The organism is Microbacterium sp., from assembly GCF_035687345.1.
GTDB lineage: Bacteria > Actinomycetota > Actinomycetes > Actinomycetales > Microbacteriaceae > Microbacterium.
Window position 1 is genome coordinate 1 of the sequence record NZ_DASRXZ010000077.1, and the last position, 16,124, is coordinate 16,124.

At 70.6% G+C, this 16,124-nt stretch carries 12 protein-coding genes; 8 read left to right on the forward strand and 4 right to left on the reverse strand.

Translation table 11 applies throughout. The annotated features are described in order from the left end of the window. Positions 1-144: 144 nt before the first annotated feature. On the reverse strand, positions 145-2,700 hold the full coding sequence (locus tag VFF97_RS09020) for a DEAD/DEAH box helicase (RefSeq protein ID WP_325033164.1): 2,556 nt from the start codon (positions 2,698-2,700) through the stop codon (positions 145-147). A 132-nt stretch (positions 2,701-2,832) separates the two neighbouring features. Here VFF97_RS09020 and VFF97_RS09025 point away from each other — a divergent pair, with 132 nt between their 5' ends. Next, complete coding sequence (locus tag VFF97_RS09025; RefSeq protein WP_325033165.1) at positions 2,833-3,168, forward strand: GNAT family N-acetyltransferase; 336 nt, start codon at positions 2,833-2,835, stop codon at positions 3,166-3,168. Then, the gene (locus tag VFF97_RS09030) at positions 3,149-4,159 is read left to right on the forward strand and encodes a pirin family protein (protein WP_325033166.1); all 1,011 of its coding nucleotides are present in this window, start codon (positions 3,149-3,151) and stop codon (positions 4,157-4,159) included. The genes VFF97_RS09025 and VFF97_RS09030 overlap by 20 nt, the downstream gene beginning before the upstream one ends. A gap of 81 nt (positions 4,160-4,240) precedes the next feature. On the opposite strand, the gene VFF97_RS09035 is transcribed toward VFF97_RS09030, so the two are convergent. Beyond that, entirely contained in the window at positions 4,241-7,696 is a 3,456-nt protein-coding gene (locus VFF97_RS09035) for a S8 family serine peptidase (RefSeq protein ID WP_325033167.1), read from the reverse strand. A 251-nt stretch (positions 7,697-7,947) separates the two neighbouring features. Between VFF97_RS09035 and VFF97_RS09040 the strand changes: the two genes are divergently transcribed. The 5 genes from VFF97_RS09040 to VFF97_RS09060 all read left to right on the forward strand — a co-directional run bounded on the left by VFF97_RS09040 (position 7,948) and on the right by VFF97_RS09060 (position 13,203). Continuing rightward, positions 7,948-8,499, forward strand: coding sequence for an ECF transporter S component (locus VFF97_RS09040; protein WP_325033168.1), 552 nt, complete (start codon positions 7,948-7,950; stop codon positions 8,497-8,499). 113 nt (positions 8,500-8,612) lie between these two features. Then, positions 8,613-10,451 (forward strand): energy-coupling factor transporter ATPase, encoded by a 1,839-nt coding sequence (locus tag VFF97_RS09045; RefSeq protein ID WP_325033169.1) that lies wholly within the window; start codon positions 8,613-8,615, stop codon positions 10,449-10,451. Then, a complete protein-coding gene (locus VFF97_RS09050; protein WP_325033170.1) occupies positions 10,448-11,320 on the forward strand; it encodes an energy-coupling factor transporter transmembrane component T in 873 nt (290 codons plus the stop codon). Before VFF97_RS09045 ends, VFF97_RS09050 begins: the two co-directional genes overlap by 4 nt. Positions 11,321-11,469: 149 nt before the next feature. Further along, on the forward strand, positions 11,470-12,351 hold the full coding sequence (locus tag VFF97_RS09055) for a siderophore-interacting protein (protein WP_325033171.1): 882 nt from the start codon (positions 11,470-11,472) through the stop codon (positions 12,349-12,351). Positions 12,352-12,528: 177 nt separating this feature from the next. Next, positions 12,529-13,203 (forward strand): GNAT family protein, encoded by a 675-nt coding sequence (locus VFF97_RS09060; RefSeq protein WP_325033172.1) that lies wholly within the window; start codon positions 12,529-12,531, stop codon positions 13,201-13,203. 119 nt (positions 13,204-13,322) lie between these two features. Here VFF97_RS09060 and VFF97_RS09065 read toward each other — a convergent pair whose 3' ends face one another. Further along, complete coding sequence (locus VFF97_RS09065; protein ID WP_325033173.1) at positions 13,323-14,486, reverse strand: acyl-CoA dehydrogenase family protein; 1,164 nt, start codon at positions 14,484-14,486, stop codon at positions 13,323-13,325. Positions 14,487-14,699: 213 nt separating this feature from the next. On the opposite strand from VFF97_RS09065, the gene VFF97_RS09070 reads away from it, so the two are divergent. Further along, positions 14,700-15,764: an Rv2578c family radical SAM protein gene (locus tag VFF97_RS09070; protein WP_325033174.1), complete on the forward strand. Its 1,065-nt coding sequence runs from the start codon at positions 14,700-14,702 to the stop codon at positions 15,762-15,764. A 35-nt stretch (positions 15,765-15,799) separates the two neighbouring features. Here VFF97_RS09070 and VFF97_RS09075 read toward each other — a convergent pair. Further along, on the reverse strand, positions 15,800-16,124 hold a 325-nt coding region (locus VFF97_RS09075; RefSeq protein ID WP_414684243.1), incomplete at its 5' end, for an alpha/beta fold hydrolase.

The window sequence follows — 16,124 nt, forward strand, 5'->3', positions numbered from 1 at the left end:
AACCCGCCCGTTCCGCCCGCTGGGGAGGAGCCGACGCCCGCCCCACCCCCATCCCGCCGAGATTGCGCGAACCACCACCCGCGGCGGCATCCGTCCGTTGTTCGCGCAATCTCGACCCCCGGGCAGGAAGCCCCGGGGCTGACGTCAGCCGAGCCGCAGCACCTCGGTGATCCGCACGACCGCGGTGCCCTCCTCCTCTGAGGCCGCGAGGTCGACGACTCCTCGGATGCGCCAGTCGTGGTTGCCCTCGGGGTCGTCGATGGTCTGCTCGACCCGCCACACACCGGATGCCGCGGCATCCGTGTCGTCGATCGTGACGAGCCGCGGCGAGCGCGCCGGTCCGCCCGTGAGGATCTCGTCGTGCTCGTCGTAGTAGACGTCGAGCGCCGCCGGCCAGTCGACGTCGGGGTCGAGCTCGACGAGCTCGTCGTCGCGCTGGAGCGCGGCGAGCTGCACCCTGCGGAAGAGCTCGTTGCGCACGAGCACGACGAACGCACGGCGGTTGGTGAGGATCGATGGCGGCGCGGGCGGGACGATCGGGGCATCCGGGTCGTCGGGCGGCGCGATGAGCGCCGACCACTCGTCGACGAGGCTCGAGTCGACCTGCCGCACGAGCTCGCCGAGCCACTCGATCACGTCGACGAGCTCGGGCGTCTGCGCGTCGACGGGCACCGTCTGGCGGATCGCACGGTACGCGTCGCTCAGGTAGCGAAGCACGAGTCCCTCGCTGCGACCCAGTTGGTAGAACGAGATGAACTCGCCGAACGACAGCGCGCGCTCGAACATGTCGCGCACGACCGACTTCGGCGACAGCTCGAAGTCGCGCACCCACGGCTGGCTCGACGCGAACACCTCGAACGCCTGCTGCAGCAGCTCGGCGAGCGGCTTCGGGTACGTCACCTCTTCGAGCAGCGCCATGCGCTCGTCGTACTCGAGCCCATCCCGCTTCATCGCGGCGACCGCCTCGCCGCGGGCCTTGAACTCCTGCTGCGCGAGCACCGCGCGCGGGTCGTCGAGCGTCGCCTCGATGACGCTCACGACGTCGAGCGCGTAGTGTCCGGTGCCGGCCGCGCCCGGGGCATCCGTCGGATCGAGCAGTTCGATCGCGGCGAGCGCGAACGGCGAGAGCGGCTGGTTGAGCGCGAAGTTCGGCTGCAGGTCGACCGTGAGACGGATGCCGTCGCCGTCGGTCTCCACGACGCCGGCGGCCTTCAGCGTGCGGAAGATCGCGAGAGCGCGCCGTGCGAGGGCGTACTGCTGCGCCCGGGTCTGGTGGTTGTCGAAGACGAGCGAGCGCACGTTCGCGAACACGTCGCCGCCGCGGGCGATCACGTTGATGAGCATCGCCGCGGTCAACTGCAGCTGGGGTACGAGCGGCTCGGGCTGAGCCTCGACGAGCCTCTCGAACGAGCCCTCGCCCCAGTTCACGACGCCCGTCGGAGCCTTCTTGCGCACGATCTTCTTGGCCTTCTTGGCCGGTCCCTGAGCCTGTCGAAGGGCGTCCGCCTTCGCGAGCGCCACCGCGTTCTCGATCTCCCACTCGGGCGCCATCACGACGACGTTGCCGTACGGGTCGTAGCCGGCGCGGCCCGCACGCCCGGCGACCTGGTGGAACTCGCGCGCGCTGAGCTGGCGCATCCGCGTTCCGTCGTACTTCGACAGCGCCGTGATCACGACCGTGCGGATCGGGACGTTGATTCCGACGCCGAGAGTGTCGGTACCGCAGATGACGCGCAGGAGTCCGCGTTGTGCGAGCGTCTCGACGAGTCGCCGATAGCGCGGAAGCATGCCTGCGTGGTGCACGCCGATGCCCGCGCGCACGAGCCGCGACAGCGTCTTGCCGAACCCCGTCGTGAAACGGAAGCCGCCGATCGCCTCGGCGATCGCGTCGCGCTGCTCACGTGTGGCGACCCGCACCGACGCGAGCGCCTGCGCTCGCTCGACAGCCGCCGCCTGCGAGAAGTGCACGATGTAGACCGGCGCCTCACCGTCGTCGAGCAGCTTCTCGAGGACCTCGTGCACGGGGCGCCGCTCGTACGAGAAGTGCAGCGGGACCGGGCGATCGACACCTGTGATGCGCGCGGTCGGGCGGCCCGTGCGCCGTGAGAGGTCGTCCGCGATAGCGGTGACGTCGCCGAGCGTCGCCGACATGAGCACGAACTGCGCGCGCGGCAGGAGCAGCAGCGGAACCTGCCACGCCCACCCGCGCTCGGGGTCGCCGTAATAGTGGAACTCGTCCATCACGACCTGATCGACCGCGGCATCCGGACCCTGTCGCAGTGCGAGGTTCGCGAGGATCTCGGCTGTGCAGCACACGATCGCGGCATCCGGATTCACCGACGAATCGCCCGTCACCATGCCCACGTCGGCCGCACCGAAGATGTCGACGAGTGCGAAGAACTTCTCGCTCACGAGCGCCTTGATCGGAGCCGTGTAGTACGTGCGGCCGCCGCGCGCGAGGCACATCGCGTGCGCGGCGATCGCTACGAGCGACTTGCCTGTTCCGGTGGGCGTCGAGAGCACGACGTTCGACCCGGAGACGATCTCGATGACCGCCTCGTCCTGCGCGGGGTACAGCGTGAACCCGCGCGACGACGCCCATTCGACGAAGCCCGCGTACGCGGCGTCCTCATCGGCGCCGGGCGGCACCAGGTCGAGCAGCCCGGCGGCCGAATCCTCGCCGGGGTGAGTCGAGACCATCCCTCGAGTCTGCCAGCCCCCGACGGCGTCGTGAGCGCAGGAGAAGACGGACGGCGACCCACGGTGCGAACGGCCTGGCGGAACACGACCCGGCACCCGTACGTTGAAGTCGACGACGAAGGGATTCCCCAGATGCCTACCTCGACCGATGAGCTCACCGTCACAAGGAACGACGAAGCCGGCCGCTACGAGATCCACGTCGGTGACGTGCTCGCCGGCTTCACGCGCTTCGAGCCGACGCCGAACGGCGAGCTGATCTTCCCCCACACCGAGATCGACCCCGCCTTCTCGGGGCGCGGGCTCGGCAAGACGCTCGTGTCGGAGGCGCTCGCCGACGTCGCGCGCCGCGGCGAGCGGATCATCCCGCTGTGCCCGTTCGTGCGCCGGTACCTCCGCGAGAACGACGTCGAGGGGCTCGACGTCGACTGGTCGGTCGCCGGAGGCCGCGATGACCAGGCTGGACGCTGACGCGTCCGTCGCCGAAGCAGAGGCTCCGCTCTCACACGCTGAACCGGATGCCTCGACCGGCGGCCCCCGTGCGCTGCTTCTCGAATCGCGCGAGGTCCCGCTCGGGGGCGTCCGCGCGATGCACGTGCGGCGCTCACTGCCGCAGCGGGACCTTCCGCTCGTCGGCGCGTGGTGCTTCCTCGACCGGTTCGGACCCCAGCCTGTGCGCATGCGCGTCGAGCCGCATCCGCACATCGGCCTGCAGACGGTGACCTGGCCGTTCGTCGGGGACGTGCGCCACCGCGACTCCGTCGGCAGCGACGTCGTCGTGCGCCGCGGCGCCCTCAACCTCATGACGAGCGGTGCGGGAATCGCCCACTCCGAGTATTCCGTCGGCGCGGACCCGATCCCGCTGGATGCCCTGCAGCTCTGGGTCGCGCTTCCGGAGTCGCGTCGCCACGGTGCACCGGACTTCGAGCGGCACGAGAACCTTCCCTCGATCGTGCTCGACGCGGTCGAGGGTGCCTCGGGTTCGGCGATCGTCGTGCTCGGCGAGCTCGCCGGCGTTCGCTCACCGGCGACCGTCTACACGCCCATCGTCGGAGCGGAGGTGCGCGTGCCCGCGGGGTCGCGTGTGCGCATCCCCCTGCGACCGGATTGGGAGTACGCCCTGGTGGGCGTCGAAGGCGTGACGGATGCCGCGGCCGACGCCTCGGGTGTCGTCTCGCTCGACGACGCGCACCTGCTCTACCTCGGCACCGGGCGCGACGCGATCGAGGTGACCAGTGCGACGGGTGCCACGGTGTTCCTCCTCGGCGGCGAGCCCTTCGAGGACGACGTGATCATGTGGTGGAACTTCGTCGGCCGTACGCATGAGGAGATCGTCGAGGCGCGCGAGGCGTGGGAGGCGGGCTCGGCGCGGTTCGGGCAGGTCGTCGGTCATGGCGACGAGCGGATCCCCGCGCCTCCCCTCCCCGCCGTCCGGCTCACGCGCCGACGCCGACGCGTCTGACCCGCACAGACCCGCACCAACCCCACACGAAAGCGCCGCCCCCTCGCGTGGAGTGGGCGGCGCTTTTCGCCGTGCTGAGGGCTACTTCAGGACGATGAAGCCCGAGACGCTGGCCGAGGCCTCGACCGTGTCAGTGCCGACGTACTCGGCGATGACGACGTGGACGCCCTTCTTCTGCTTCGGCAGGTTGAAGGTGACCGAGCCGCCCGCGAGGGTGCCGGTGTACTTCTTGGTGTCGACCCACACGTTCACCGTGCCCTCGGCCGAGCCGCCGCCCGCCGTGACGCCGACCGTCACGGCGTAGTTCTGCGACGACGTGCCGAGGTAGCGGTTCATCGAGACCGTCGTGCGGGACTTGTTCTTGACGAACACCTCCTTGCTGACAGCCGTTCCGACGTTCGGGTTGCCCGCCTCGGTGGCGGTCACGCGCACCGACAGGGCAGTGCCGACGTCAGCCGAGGTGACCTTGTACTGCGTGCCCGTCGCGCCGCTGATCGGCTCGCCGTTGCGCAGCCACTGGTACTCGAACGTGACGTTCTTCGGCTTCCACGTTCCCGGCTTCGCCTTCAGCGTGCTGCCGACCTTCGCGGCGCCCGCGATCGTCGGCGCGGACTTGGCGACCGGAGCCGCCGCACCCGACTCGACCGTCACGAGCGTGCGCACCGGCGACGCGCCGTAGCGGACGACACCCAGGTACGTCGTGTCGGCCTCGAGACCCGTCCACGAGACCGTGTAGGTCGCCTCCTGGCCGAACGACAGCGGGAGCGGGTTGGGCGTCGCGGTAAACGAGCCCTCGCCGTTCGGGCCGACGATGGCGGAGGTGAGGTCCCACGTCATCGGGTTCGGCGTCGCGTACATGTCCGCGACGATCGCGTACGTGCCCGCCGTCGGGTTGTCGAGCGTGACCTGCTCGTCAGCCGATGCCGTCGCCGAAAGGAACCGCTCGTAGTAGCGGAGGTCGTCCGGGCCGACGACGCGGTAGACGTACAGGTCGAGGTCGCTGCCCTCGTCGTCCGACGAGTCGAGCGTCCACTGCGCGAGGCTCGTGCCGGGCTCGATCGTCTCGATCCAGAGGATCTGGCCGGTCGAGTTCTCGTCACCCGAGTGGCCGGGCACCTCGTTGGCGGGGTCGGTCAGCAGACGCACCGGCGCGAGGCCCGCGACGCCGAGCTCGACCTCGCCGTCGAGCCACGACTCGACCGTGATGTCGGTGCTGCCGGTGATGCCGGTGCCGGTCGCCGCATCCGGCGCGTCCACCGACGCCGGCTTCGCGGCCATCGGGGAGCGGACGGTCGTGCCGTCGGCACCCACCCACGTGAGGAAGCCGGTCGACCACTCATCGACGGGGGCGTCGCTGCGGGCGATCGTGATGGAGACGTCCTGCGACTCGTCGGCCGCGCCGAAGGTGAGCGTCGACGGCTCGACGGTGACGTCGAAGCCCGGGAAGTCCACTTCCGCCGTGTAGCTGCCGGCGCGCGTCGCCGTGAGCGTGCGCGTCACCGTCTGCGGCCCGGCGAGCGTGCCGATGCCGATCGAGGCGATGTTCAGGTCGCTCGGGTCGATCGGCTCGATGCCGGCCCAGTCATATCCGCCGATGCCCTCCACATACGCGGCCCAGTCGGCCGGCCCGTTGAGGTACAGCAGACCCGGGTCGAAGAATCGCGTCGGGTCGACGTGGCCCGCGCCCTGCGCGAACGGGTCGGTGACGTCGGCGCCGCTCGCGTCGACCGTGTCGTAGGCGGTGGTCATCATCGCCGACTTGATCTCGCCCGGCGTCGCGTTCGGATGCACCCCGAGGTAGAGCGCCGCGAGACCCGCGATGTGCGGCGAGGCCATCGACGTGCCCGACTTGAACTCGAACGTCGGATCGGCGCCCTCGGCGTTGTGGGCCGCCGCGAGGATCGCGACACCCGGTGCCGCGATGTCGGGCTTGATGATGTCGCCGTCCTCGGCGATCATCGGGCCGCGGCTCGAGAAGCCCGCGATCTGCGGGGTCGGCGTGACGACGTCGGTCAGGTTGCTCGGGTGCAGCGTGACGACCGGGTCGGCTGTGCCGGTCACGTACGACAGGACCGCGTCGCGGTACTGCGCGTCGATGTGCACCGTCGGCACCGAGTGGAAGTCGTTGTCGAGCGAGCCCGGCGTGACGTTCACGAGCACCATGCCGATGCCGCCCTTGTCCGCGACCTCCTGCGACTTCTCGACACGCGCGTTCGTGCCGCGGTCGCAGACCACGATCTTGCCGGCGACCTTCGCCGGGTCGAGCGAGTCGAGGAAGCACAGTCGCGCGTTCTCGACGGGAACGCCCGCCGCGGCCGCATCACCGGAGTAGATGGCCGGGCCGGTCACCGTCCCGTCGAACGGCACCGTCACCGAGACGCCCGCGAACTGCTGGCCGTCGGCGAGCTCCACCGTGCCCTCGTACGTCGGGATGGTGGACGCCGCCACGGTCGTGTACCACGGCGACGCGTGGTCGGCCGTGGTCGGTGCCGGGCCGGAGTTGCCCGCGCTCACGGCCACGAAGACGCCCGCGAGGCCCGCGTTGAAGAACATCTGGTCGATGGGCTCCCACGACGAGACCGCGGTGCCGCCGCCGATCGAGAAGTTGATGACGTCGACGCCGTCGTCGACCGCGGCGTCGATCGCGTTCAGCAGGTCGCTGCCGGCGCAGATGTCGTCGTCGGTGACGAGCGGGTCGGGGCCGACGAAGCACGCCTTGTACATCGCGACCTTGGCGGCAGGTGCGACGCCAGAGATGGCACCGAAGTCGACGCCCGCGATCGAGGCCGGGACGCCGTTGTTGCCGGCCGCCGTGCTCGCCGTGTGCGAGCCGTGACCGTCGCCGTCACGCGGCGACAGGTAGTCGTACGTGAAGTCGAAGCCCGCGGCCGCGGCACCCGTCGAGAAGTACTTGCCGCCGACGAGCTTCGTCGAGTAGTCGTCGTTCGACCACTGCTGACCGGTCACCCGGGCGCTGCGGAAGGTACCGCCGTCCGCCTTCTCGAAGACGACGTCGTTTCCGTCGAGGTACGGGTCGGCCGAGGGGGTCGTGCCCAGCGGCTCACCCGCGAACGAGGGGTTCTCGGGAGCGATGCCGGTGTCGACGACACCGACGACGACGCCCTCGCCCGCGGCATCCGTTCCGCCGACCGCCTCCCACACGCCGCCGGGGCCCTCGAGGCCCAGGAACTGCGTCGACGACACCGCGTCGGGGTGGAAGATCTGCTCGGGGTAGACGCCCACGACGTCCTTGCTCGCCGTGAGCTCGCCGACCTGCTCGGGCGACAGCTTCGCGCTGAAGCCGTTCAGCGCCACCTGGTAGGTCGCCTTGGGATCGGCGCCGACCTCGGACGCGACCTCCTTCTGGCGCTTCTCGAGGTATGCCGAGTACTTCTTCGCAGCGTTCGAGCGTGTGTCGAGCTCCTCGCCCTCGTCGGGCTTGGTGGGAGCGAGACCCGCTTCGCCGCCGTCGTACGAGGCGACGGGGTCCTCAGCGAGGACCACGATGTAGACACCCGTCGGCGATTCCGCCGGCACGAGTGGGGGCACCTCCTCCGGGCTTGCGTAGGCGGCTGTCGTCGCAGTACCGGCGAACAGTGCGGCGAGGGTTATCGCCGTCACTGCTCTCAAGGGGGTCCGGCCCATGGTGCTCCCGATTCGTCGTTCGAACAGTAAGGCTGAGGGCGTCCTCTTCGACGCTCCAGCCAGCCCCAACCTAATTCACAGCGGAATCCCAGTGAACCCCCAATCGTGAGAAACCTATGAGACGCGCTCGCTAGGATCGGCAGGTGGCCAACCGATCCCCCCTGACAACGAGCATTCTGCTCACGTGTGCGGCGATCGGCGTGGCGACAGGTGTCGTCGGCGGGATCGCCGGCTGGATCACTCCCATCGTCCTCGCAACGGCGCCGATCGTCTACGGGTTCGTGCTCGGGGCGCACGTCATCCCGGGGATCATCTCGCAGGCGCTCATCCGGCAGCCGTGGGTCGCCCTCATCACGCACGTGCTCGCGGCGCTCGCGGCGAGCGCGATCGCGCCGCAGTGGGCGTTCCGGTTCCTCGGCACGGCCGTGCTGTTCGGCGGCATCCAGGAGCTCGTCGCCGCGGCGACCCGCTACCGCGTGTGGAACACGTGGCGCTACTTCATCTCCGCCGTCATCATCGGCGTGATCGTCGCGGTCGTCGTGGCCTTCGCGGCGCACCTCACGACGCTGCCGCTGTGGGCGCAGATCACGTATCTCGTGCTCGCCGTGCTCGGCCCCGTCGTGTGGACGGCGATCGCTCTCGCGATCGGCGTGGGGCTCCGCCGGGCGGGCATCACGCCTCGCGTGCGCCGCTGATCCGGCATCCGTCGCCGCCCGCCCACCAGGTGAGACGGATGCCGCCGCCATCGCTCGCGGGATAGGTAAGGCTGGGCTAAGTTGGTTCTGCTCGCTCGTCCTGAGGGGAACCCGTGACCGCACTTCAGCGCGACGCGTCCGCCGCGCGCGCAGGCGGACCCGGCAAGGGCCAGCCGCTCCTCCGCGTGCGCGATCTCTCGGTCGCGTACGAGGGATCGGCCGCGCCGACCCCTGCGCACGTCTCGTTCGAGGTCTCGGCGGGCGAGGTCGTGCTCGTGCTGGGACCGAGCGGTTCCGGCAAGTCGACGCTCGCGCTCGCGCTGAACGGGCTCATTCCGCACGATGTTCCGGCCGAGGTCACCGGGACCGTCGAGGTGGGCGGACTCGACACCGTCGAGAACCCGGTCTCACGTCTGAGCACGCACGTCGCGATGGTGTTCCAGGACCCCGACGCCCAGTTGGTCACCGGCACGCTGCTCGACGAGGTCGCGTTCGGTCCCGAGAACCTGCTGCTGCCCGTCGACGAGGTGCTCGCCCGTGCGGAATCCGCGCTGCGCCGCGTGGGGCTGTGGAACCGCCGCCTCACCAACCCCGACCGCCTCTCGGGCGGCGGAAGGCAGCGCCTCGCGATCGCGTGCGCCCTCGCGATGGGCTCGCCGCTGCTGGTGCTCGACGAACCTACGGCGAACCTCGACCCGAACGGCATCGAGGAGTTCTACGCCGCGCTCGGCGAGCTCGCGGCCGCCGGCGATCGGGCGATCGTGCTCATCGAGCACAACCTCGACGCGGCCGTGGGGTTCGTCGACCGCGTGCTCGTGCTCGACCACGACGGTCGCCTCGTGGCCGACGGCTCCGTCGACGACGTGCTGCGCCGCCGGGCCGACGATCTCCACGCGATGGGCGTGTGGCTGCCCACGTCGGCGCTCGCGGCACTCCGGCTGCGGCGCTCGGGCCTGCGCCTCGACCCCCTGCCCCTGACTCCCGAAGAGCTGCGGAACGCGCTCGATTCGGACCCCGCGGCTCCGGTCGCTGAGCGAGCGCAGCGAGACGATGCGCCCCTCCCGATCACTCACCGAGCGCACCTCTCGCGCCCGGTCGCTGAGCGAGCGACGCGAGACGAAGCGCCCACCCGGCGCCCCCTCGTCGAGGTCCGCGGCCTGACACTCCGCCGCGGCCGCTCGACCGTGCTCCACGACGTCGACCTCGACATCCGCGAGGGCGACTTCGTCGCGGTGATCGGCGCGAACGGCGTCGGCAAGACGACCCTCGTGCAGGCGATCGCGGGAGTCGTGCGACCGCCGCGCGGAACCGTCCGCATCGGCGACCTCGACGTCGGCCGGGCCGACAGCCGCACGCTCTCGGCCCGTGTCGGCTTCGTGTTCCAGAACCCGGAGCACCAGTTCATCGCCCACACGGTGTTCGACGAGCTCGCGCACGGGCTCCGCCTGCGCCACGTTCCCGAAGACGAGGTGCGCGCGCGCACCGAGGCTCTGCTCGACCGCTTCGGCCTGCGCGACAAGGCGGCGACGCATCCGTTCCGTCTCTCCGGTGGGCAGAAGCGGCGCCTCTCCGTCGGCACCGCCCTCGCCGGGGCCGCGCTCGACGGCGGCGCCCCCCTGCTCGTGCTCGACGAGCCGACGTTCGGGCAGGACCGCGCCCGAGCCGAGGAGCTCCTCTCGCTCCTGCGCGACCTCAACGCCGAGGGCACCACGATCGTGGTCGTCACGCACGACATGCAGCTCGTGACCGAGTACGCCGACCGCACGGTGATCCTGCGCGACGGACGCGTCGCGGCCGCGGGCGACACCGCGAGCCTGTTCGCCGACGCCGAGCTCATCCGCGGCGCGGGCCTGCGGCTCCCCCCGCTCGGGAGTGCCTTCGACGGACTCACCTCGCACCTCGAGCTCGCGGGCATCGCGCGCCTCGCGGACCTCCCGGACGGCACGGTATGAGCGAGCAAGCACGTCTCGAGCCGGCGGATGCCGCGGCCGCCGCATCCGCCCCGACGACCGGCCCCGTGGTCGATCCGTACGCCGGGCCCGTGACCCACTCGCCCGTCCACTTCCTGTACGACCTCAACCCCCTGGCGAAGATCTTCGCGCCGCTGCCCGCCATGGTGATGCTCGTCTTCGTGCGCGACGTGCGGACGCCGCTCGTGTTCATCACACTGACGGCCGTCGTGCTGCTGATCGGCGTGCGGTTCACGCGGGGGCTGGTCGCGCTGCTCATCGGGGTGCCCGCGTTCGGGGCGGTGATCGCCCTGGGGTTCGCGCTGTGGACCGACGCCGGTCTCGTCGACGACACCGCGCCGGTCGTTCAGCTCGGCGGGTGGACGCTGTACAGCGGCGCGCTCGAGACCGGCCTCGCGACCGGGCTGCGGATCGCGGCGATCGTGGTGCTCGCGTTCATCGCGGGCCTGAGCACGACCGGACCCGACCTCGTGCGCGCGACGGTGCAGCAGCTGCGCGTGCCGTATCGCATCGGCTACACCGCGCTCGCGGCGTTCCGCTTCGTGCCGCGGTTCCGGCACGAGCTCGACATCATCCGGCAGGCGCACCGGGTGCGCGGCGCCCATGGCGGGCGCGGTCCTTTCACGGCGATCGCCCGATGGGCGGGGTACATCGTGCCGCTGCTCGCGGGAGCGATCCGCCACGCCGAGCGCGTCGCCCTCGCGATGGACGCACGCGCCTTCGGCGCCCACGCCGACCGCACGGAGCGCCACCTCGTGCCGTTCCGCACGCGCGACACCGTCTTCCTCGTCGGCTTCTGGGTCGTGTCGGCTCTCGTCTTCTGGCTCTTCTTCCCCTGGGGTCTCTCGTGACGCCCTGCAGCACCGCCCCGCCCCACCCACCGCACCCCACCCCACCCCTTCCCACCCCTGGTCGAGATTGCGCGAACTGCGGCCGACATGATCCGGATGCCGTCATCCGCGCAATCTCGAACCCTTGACCCGACCCGAATGGAGTGCACATGGCCCGCGCCGGCCGGCTCGTGAAGCCCGAGTCGCAGGATCTCATCCACCTCACCGTCCTTCGCCGCGAGCAGCTCTCACCGCACTGGATGCGCGTGACGCTCGGCGGCGGTGAGATCGAGGCGTTCCGCCCGATGGGCTATGACCAGTGGTTCCGCATCTTCCTCCCGGTGAGCGGCGAGCAGGGTCTCGAGCGCATCCCGGCGAAGGCGAACAAGCTGTTCGGCTATCTCAAGTACCTTCGCATCCCCGGAGGCGTGCGGCCGGTCATGCGCAACTACACCGTGCGTGCGTACCGACCGTCGAGCGCCGAGCGCGGGGCCGAGATCGACGTCGACTTCGTGCTGCACGGCTCGGCCGCCGACGGCACGGCCGGTCCCGCATCCGGATGGGCTGAGTCCTGTCGCGAAGGTGACAGCGTCGTGATCATCGACGAGGGGCTCACGTTCAACCCGGAGCGCGGCACCGACGACGTGCTGCTCGTGGCCGACGAGACCGGACTCCCGGCGATCGCCGGCATCTGCGCGAGCCTCCCCTCGACCGCCATGGGCCTCGCGCTCGTCGAGGTGCCGACGGCCGACGACGTCCTCGAGTTCGACCGGCCCGACGGGGTCGAGGTGCGCTGGATCGTGCGCGACCCGGCATCGAAGCCGGGCACCGAGGTGCTCGCGATGCTCGAGGCGCTGACCGACCTCCCGACGGGCACAGACGTGCATGCGTACGTCGTGGGCGAGCAGGCGCTCGCGACGGGCGGGCGTCGCCACCTCGTCAACGTGCGCGGGCTCGACAAGGACGCCGTGAGCTTCTGCGGGTACTGGCGCCTCGAGGCGGAGTCGCGCAGCGCGCGGTCCCGCCGCACCGACGCGCCCGCCACGGCCTGACCCGCCGGACGAGCCCCCGCCCCACCCCACCCCACCCCACCCACGGTCGAGATTGCGCGAACTGCGGCCGACATGATCCGGATGCCGTCATCCGCGCAATCTCGGCGGGATTCGGCGCGAGCTCACCGCACCGAGCCGGATGCCGCGGACCACGCGATCCGCGTCATACTTGCGCGCGTGACCTCCACCGATCTCGTCCGCATCTGGCCGGCAGCGGGCGTCCGCGCGCGAGCCGGCGACCTCGAGCTGCGCTGGGCCGACGACGACCTGCTCGTCGCGCTCGCCGACATCGCCGCGGGCGGCATCCACGACGAGGACCAGATGCCGTTCGCGGTCCCGTGGACGCGCGGCACCCCCGAGGAGGTCGCCCGGGCGGTCGTCTCGTACCACTGGAGCATCCGCCCGCGCGTCGGTCCGGACGAGCTTCACCTCGAGCTCGCCGTGCTCGAGAACGGTGACCCGGTGGGCATCCAGGGTGCGAGCGGCAGCGATTGGCGCGTGCTGCGGAAGGTGCAGACCGGGTCGTGGATCGGTCGCGCGCACCAGGGCCGCGGCGTGGGCACGCGCATGCGGGTGCTCATGCTCGCGCTGCTGTTCGACGGGCTCGGCGCGCGTGAGGCGACGTCGGGCGCGTTCGTCGACAACCCGGCGTCGAGTGCCGTCTCGCGCAAGGTCGGCTACGCCGACAACGGTGTGGTGACCGTCGCCCGCGAGGGCGAGGCGGTCGCCCACCGCAACTACCTCATGACGCGTGAGCGCTGGCTCGAGGTGCGGGAGCGCAACATCGAACTTCTCGGGGCACCGGTCGAGCTCGAAGGCGTCGAGGCGCTGCGCGCGATGCTCGACGGCTGATCACGCGTGCCGCCGCGCGAGCGGCGCGCGTCCGTCAAGAGATAGAGACGGATGCCGCGACCCGCACCCCCTCCCCCGAGGGGCGGCCGCAGCATCCGTCTCCGGTCTCGGCGACGACCTCAGCGCTTGCCGGCGATCGGGCGGCTGACGATGTCGCGCATGATCTCGTTCGTGCCGCCGTAGATGCGGTGCACGCGGGCGTCGAGGAACGCGCGCGCGATCGGGTACTCCATGATGTAGCCGTAGCCGCCGTGGAGCTGCACGCACGTGTCGAGCACCTCCCACTCGCGCTCGGTCGCCCAGAACTTGACCTTCGCGGCCTCTTCGGCCGACAGCTTGCCGTCCTTGTAGGCGAGGAGCGCACGGTCGACGTACGCCCACAGCGCGTCGACGGTGGTCGCGACATCCGCGAGCTTGAAGCGCGTGTTCTGGAAGTCGATGATCCGCTGGCCGAATGCCTCGCGGTCCTTCGTGTAGGCGACCGTCCAGTCGAGCGCGGCCTGCGCGGCCGCAGCGCCGGCGACCCCGATCGACAGGCGCTCGAGCGGCAGGTTCATCATGAGCTGCACGAAGCCGAGGCCTTCGCGACCGCCGATGAGGTTCTCCTCCGGCACGAACACGTCGGTGAACGAGAGCTCGGCGGTGTCGTGGCCGTGGAAGCCCATCTTGTGGAGCTTCTTGCCGTGGTCGAAGCCTTCCATGCCGTTCTCGATGATGAGGAGGCTGAAGGCGTCGGGGCCGTTGCCCTCGCCCGTCTTGACGAACGTCACGACGATGTCGGCGGTCTTGCCGCTCGAGATGAACGTCTTGGCGCCGTTGACGCGGTAACCGCCCTCGACGCGCTTGGCCGTCGTCTTGATGCCGCGCAGGTCGCTGCCCGCGCCGGGCTCGGTCATCGCGAGCGCGCCGAGAACCTCGCCGGTCGCCATGCCGGGCAGCCACTTCTGCTTCTGCTCCTGCGTGCCCATGTGCACGAGGTACGGAACAGCGAGGTCGTCCTGGATGCCGAGCGCGCCCGCGAGCGAGCCGGCGCCGGCCGCGATGACCTCTTCGCTGACGATCGCGCGGAAGCGGTAGTCCTGCAGCATGCCCGCGCCGCCGAACTCCTCGGGGACCGAGAGGCCGATGATGCCGGCCTCGCCCGCCGCGAGCATGGTCGCGCGGTCGACCTCGCCCTCGGCGTCCCACTTCTCGCGCGCCTCGTGGGTCACGTAGCGCTTGATGAACTCCTTGACGACGTCGCGGAACGCCTCGTGGTCCTCGTCGTAGATGTCGCGCTCCATGCGCGTCTCCTCTCGTCTTCGAGTGGGCGGCCTCGTGGGACGCCCAAGGTCCTACGGCTTCGCGTGTGCGCGCGCCTGGTATCGAGTCTTGCACACCATGGGACCGAGTTCCATCCTGGCCCTCGCCGCCGCGAGTCGGCGACTTCGAAGCGCGTTCGGTCATCGCAGCGGTTCTGGTTGACTCTCTCTCGAATCTCTGTTCGAATAGTCGGCATGCGGTGGCAAGGGCAGCAATTGGCGACGGCGGATGCCTCGGCCCTCCCCGGCATGGAACGCCTCGGCGGCTTCGTGCAGTCGGTGACGACGCCCGAGTTCTCCGGCATGACGTTCCACGAGGTGCTCTGCAAGTCGGCGCTCAACCACGTGCCCAGCTCATCGGCCGTGCCCTTCGACTGGACGATCAACCCCTACCGCGGATGTTCTCATGCGTGCAGATACTGCTTCGCCCGCGGCACGCACGAGTACCTCGAGCTCGACGCCGGCCGTGACTTCGACTCGCAGATCGTCGTCAAGGTGAACGTCGTCGACGTGCTGCGCAAAGAGCTCGCGCGCGGGTCGTGGGAGCACGAACCGGTCGCGCTCGGCACGAACACCGATCCGTACCAGCGCGCCGAAGGGCGTTACAGACTCATGCCGGGCATCATCTCGGCGCTCGCCGAGTCGGGCACGCCGTTCTCGATCCTGACGAAGGGGACGATGATCCGGCGCGATCTTCCGCTGCTGACGGATGCGGCGTCCTCCGTGCGCGTGACCATCTCGACCTCGATCGCCGTGTTCGACGACGCCCTGCAGAAGTCGATCGAGCCGGGCACGCCGACCGCGAGCGCGCGCCTCGAGACGGTGCGCGCGGCGGCCGAGGCGGGGTTCCGCGTGACGGTGTTCCTCATGCCGATCATCCCGCACCTCACCGACTCGATCGAGGCGATCGACCACGCCCTCACGCGCATCAAAGAGGCGGGCGCGCACCGCGTCGTCTATGGAGCGCTGCACTTGCGGCCCGGGGCGAAGCAGTGGTTCATGCAGTGGCTGGAGCGGGAGCATCCGGAGCTCGTGTCGTCCTATCGGGGGCTGTACCCGGGCGCGACCGCGTATGCCTCGAAGGCCTATCGCTCGTGGCTCGCGAAGCGAGTGCGACCACTGATGAGGGTGCACGGTCTCGACGGCGAGGGCGAGGAGGACGGTCCGCGCCGCGGACCGGTCTCGGGTCTCGCGGCCCGATCCACGGTTGTGACGACGTCACGCGGCATGCGGGCGGAGGCCGCGGCGCGGCTCTTCTGAGAGAGCCGCCAAGCGGCCGGCGCCGCGAGCGCCGGCTAGCCGAAGTCCACCGACGAGGGCATGGTGAGGAAGTCGACGGTCTCGTCGAGGAAGCGGTCGGCGGCGAGGATCCGGTTGTGACCGAGGCCCTCGGTGATGACGACGCGTGCGTGCGGGTTCGCGGCCGAGAGGCGATCGAGGTCGGAGATCGGCACGACGCGGTCGGTGCGGTCGTGGAGGACCAGCAGCTCCGTCGTCTCGGGCAGCGGCTGCTCGGCCGCCGAGATGCGCGGGAACGGGTCGTCTTCGCCGGGGAAGAACCGCGCCGCGAACCGCGCCCGCAGGGCGGCGGCGGTCTTGTGCCCGAATCCGACGAGCCCG

Coding starts and splice junctions, on each gene's coding strand:
- VFF97_RS09020 (WP_325033164.1), bottom strand. CDS start 2,700: ATGGTCTCGACTCACCCCGGCGAGGATTCGGCCGCCGGGCTGCTCGAC.
- VFF97_RS09025 (WP_325033165.1), top strand. CDS start 2,833: ATGCCTACCTCGACCGATGAGCTCACCGTCACAAGGAACGACGAAGCC.
- VFF97_RS09030 (WP_325033166.1), top strand. CDS start 3,149: ATGACCAGGCTGGACGCTGACGCGTCCGTCGCCGAAGCAGAGGCTCCG.
- VFF97_RS09050 (WP_325033170.1), top strand. CDS start 10,448: ATGAGCGAGCAAGCACGTCTCGAGCCGGCGGATGCCGCGGCCGCCGCA.
- VFF97_RS09055 (WP_325033171.1), top strand. CDS start 11,470: ATGGCCCGCGCCGGCCGGCTCGTGAAGCCCGAGTCGCAGGATCTCATC.
- VFF97_RS09065 (WP_325033173.1), bottom strand. CDS start 14,486: ATGGAGCGCGACATCTACGACGAGGACCACGAGGCGTTCCGCGACGTC.
- VFF97_RS09070 (WP_325033174.1), top strand. CDS start 14,700: ATGCGGTGGCAAGGGCAGCAATTGGCGACGGCGGATGCCTCGGCCCTC.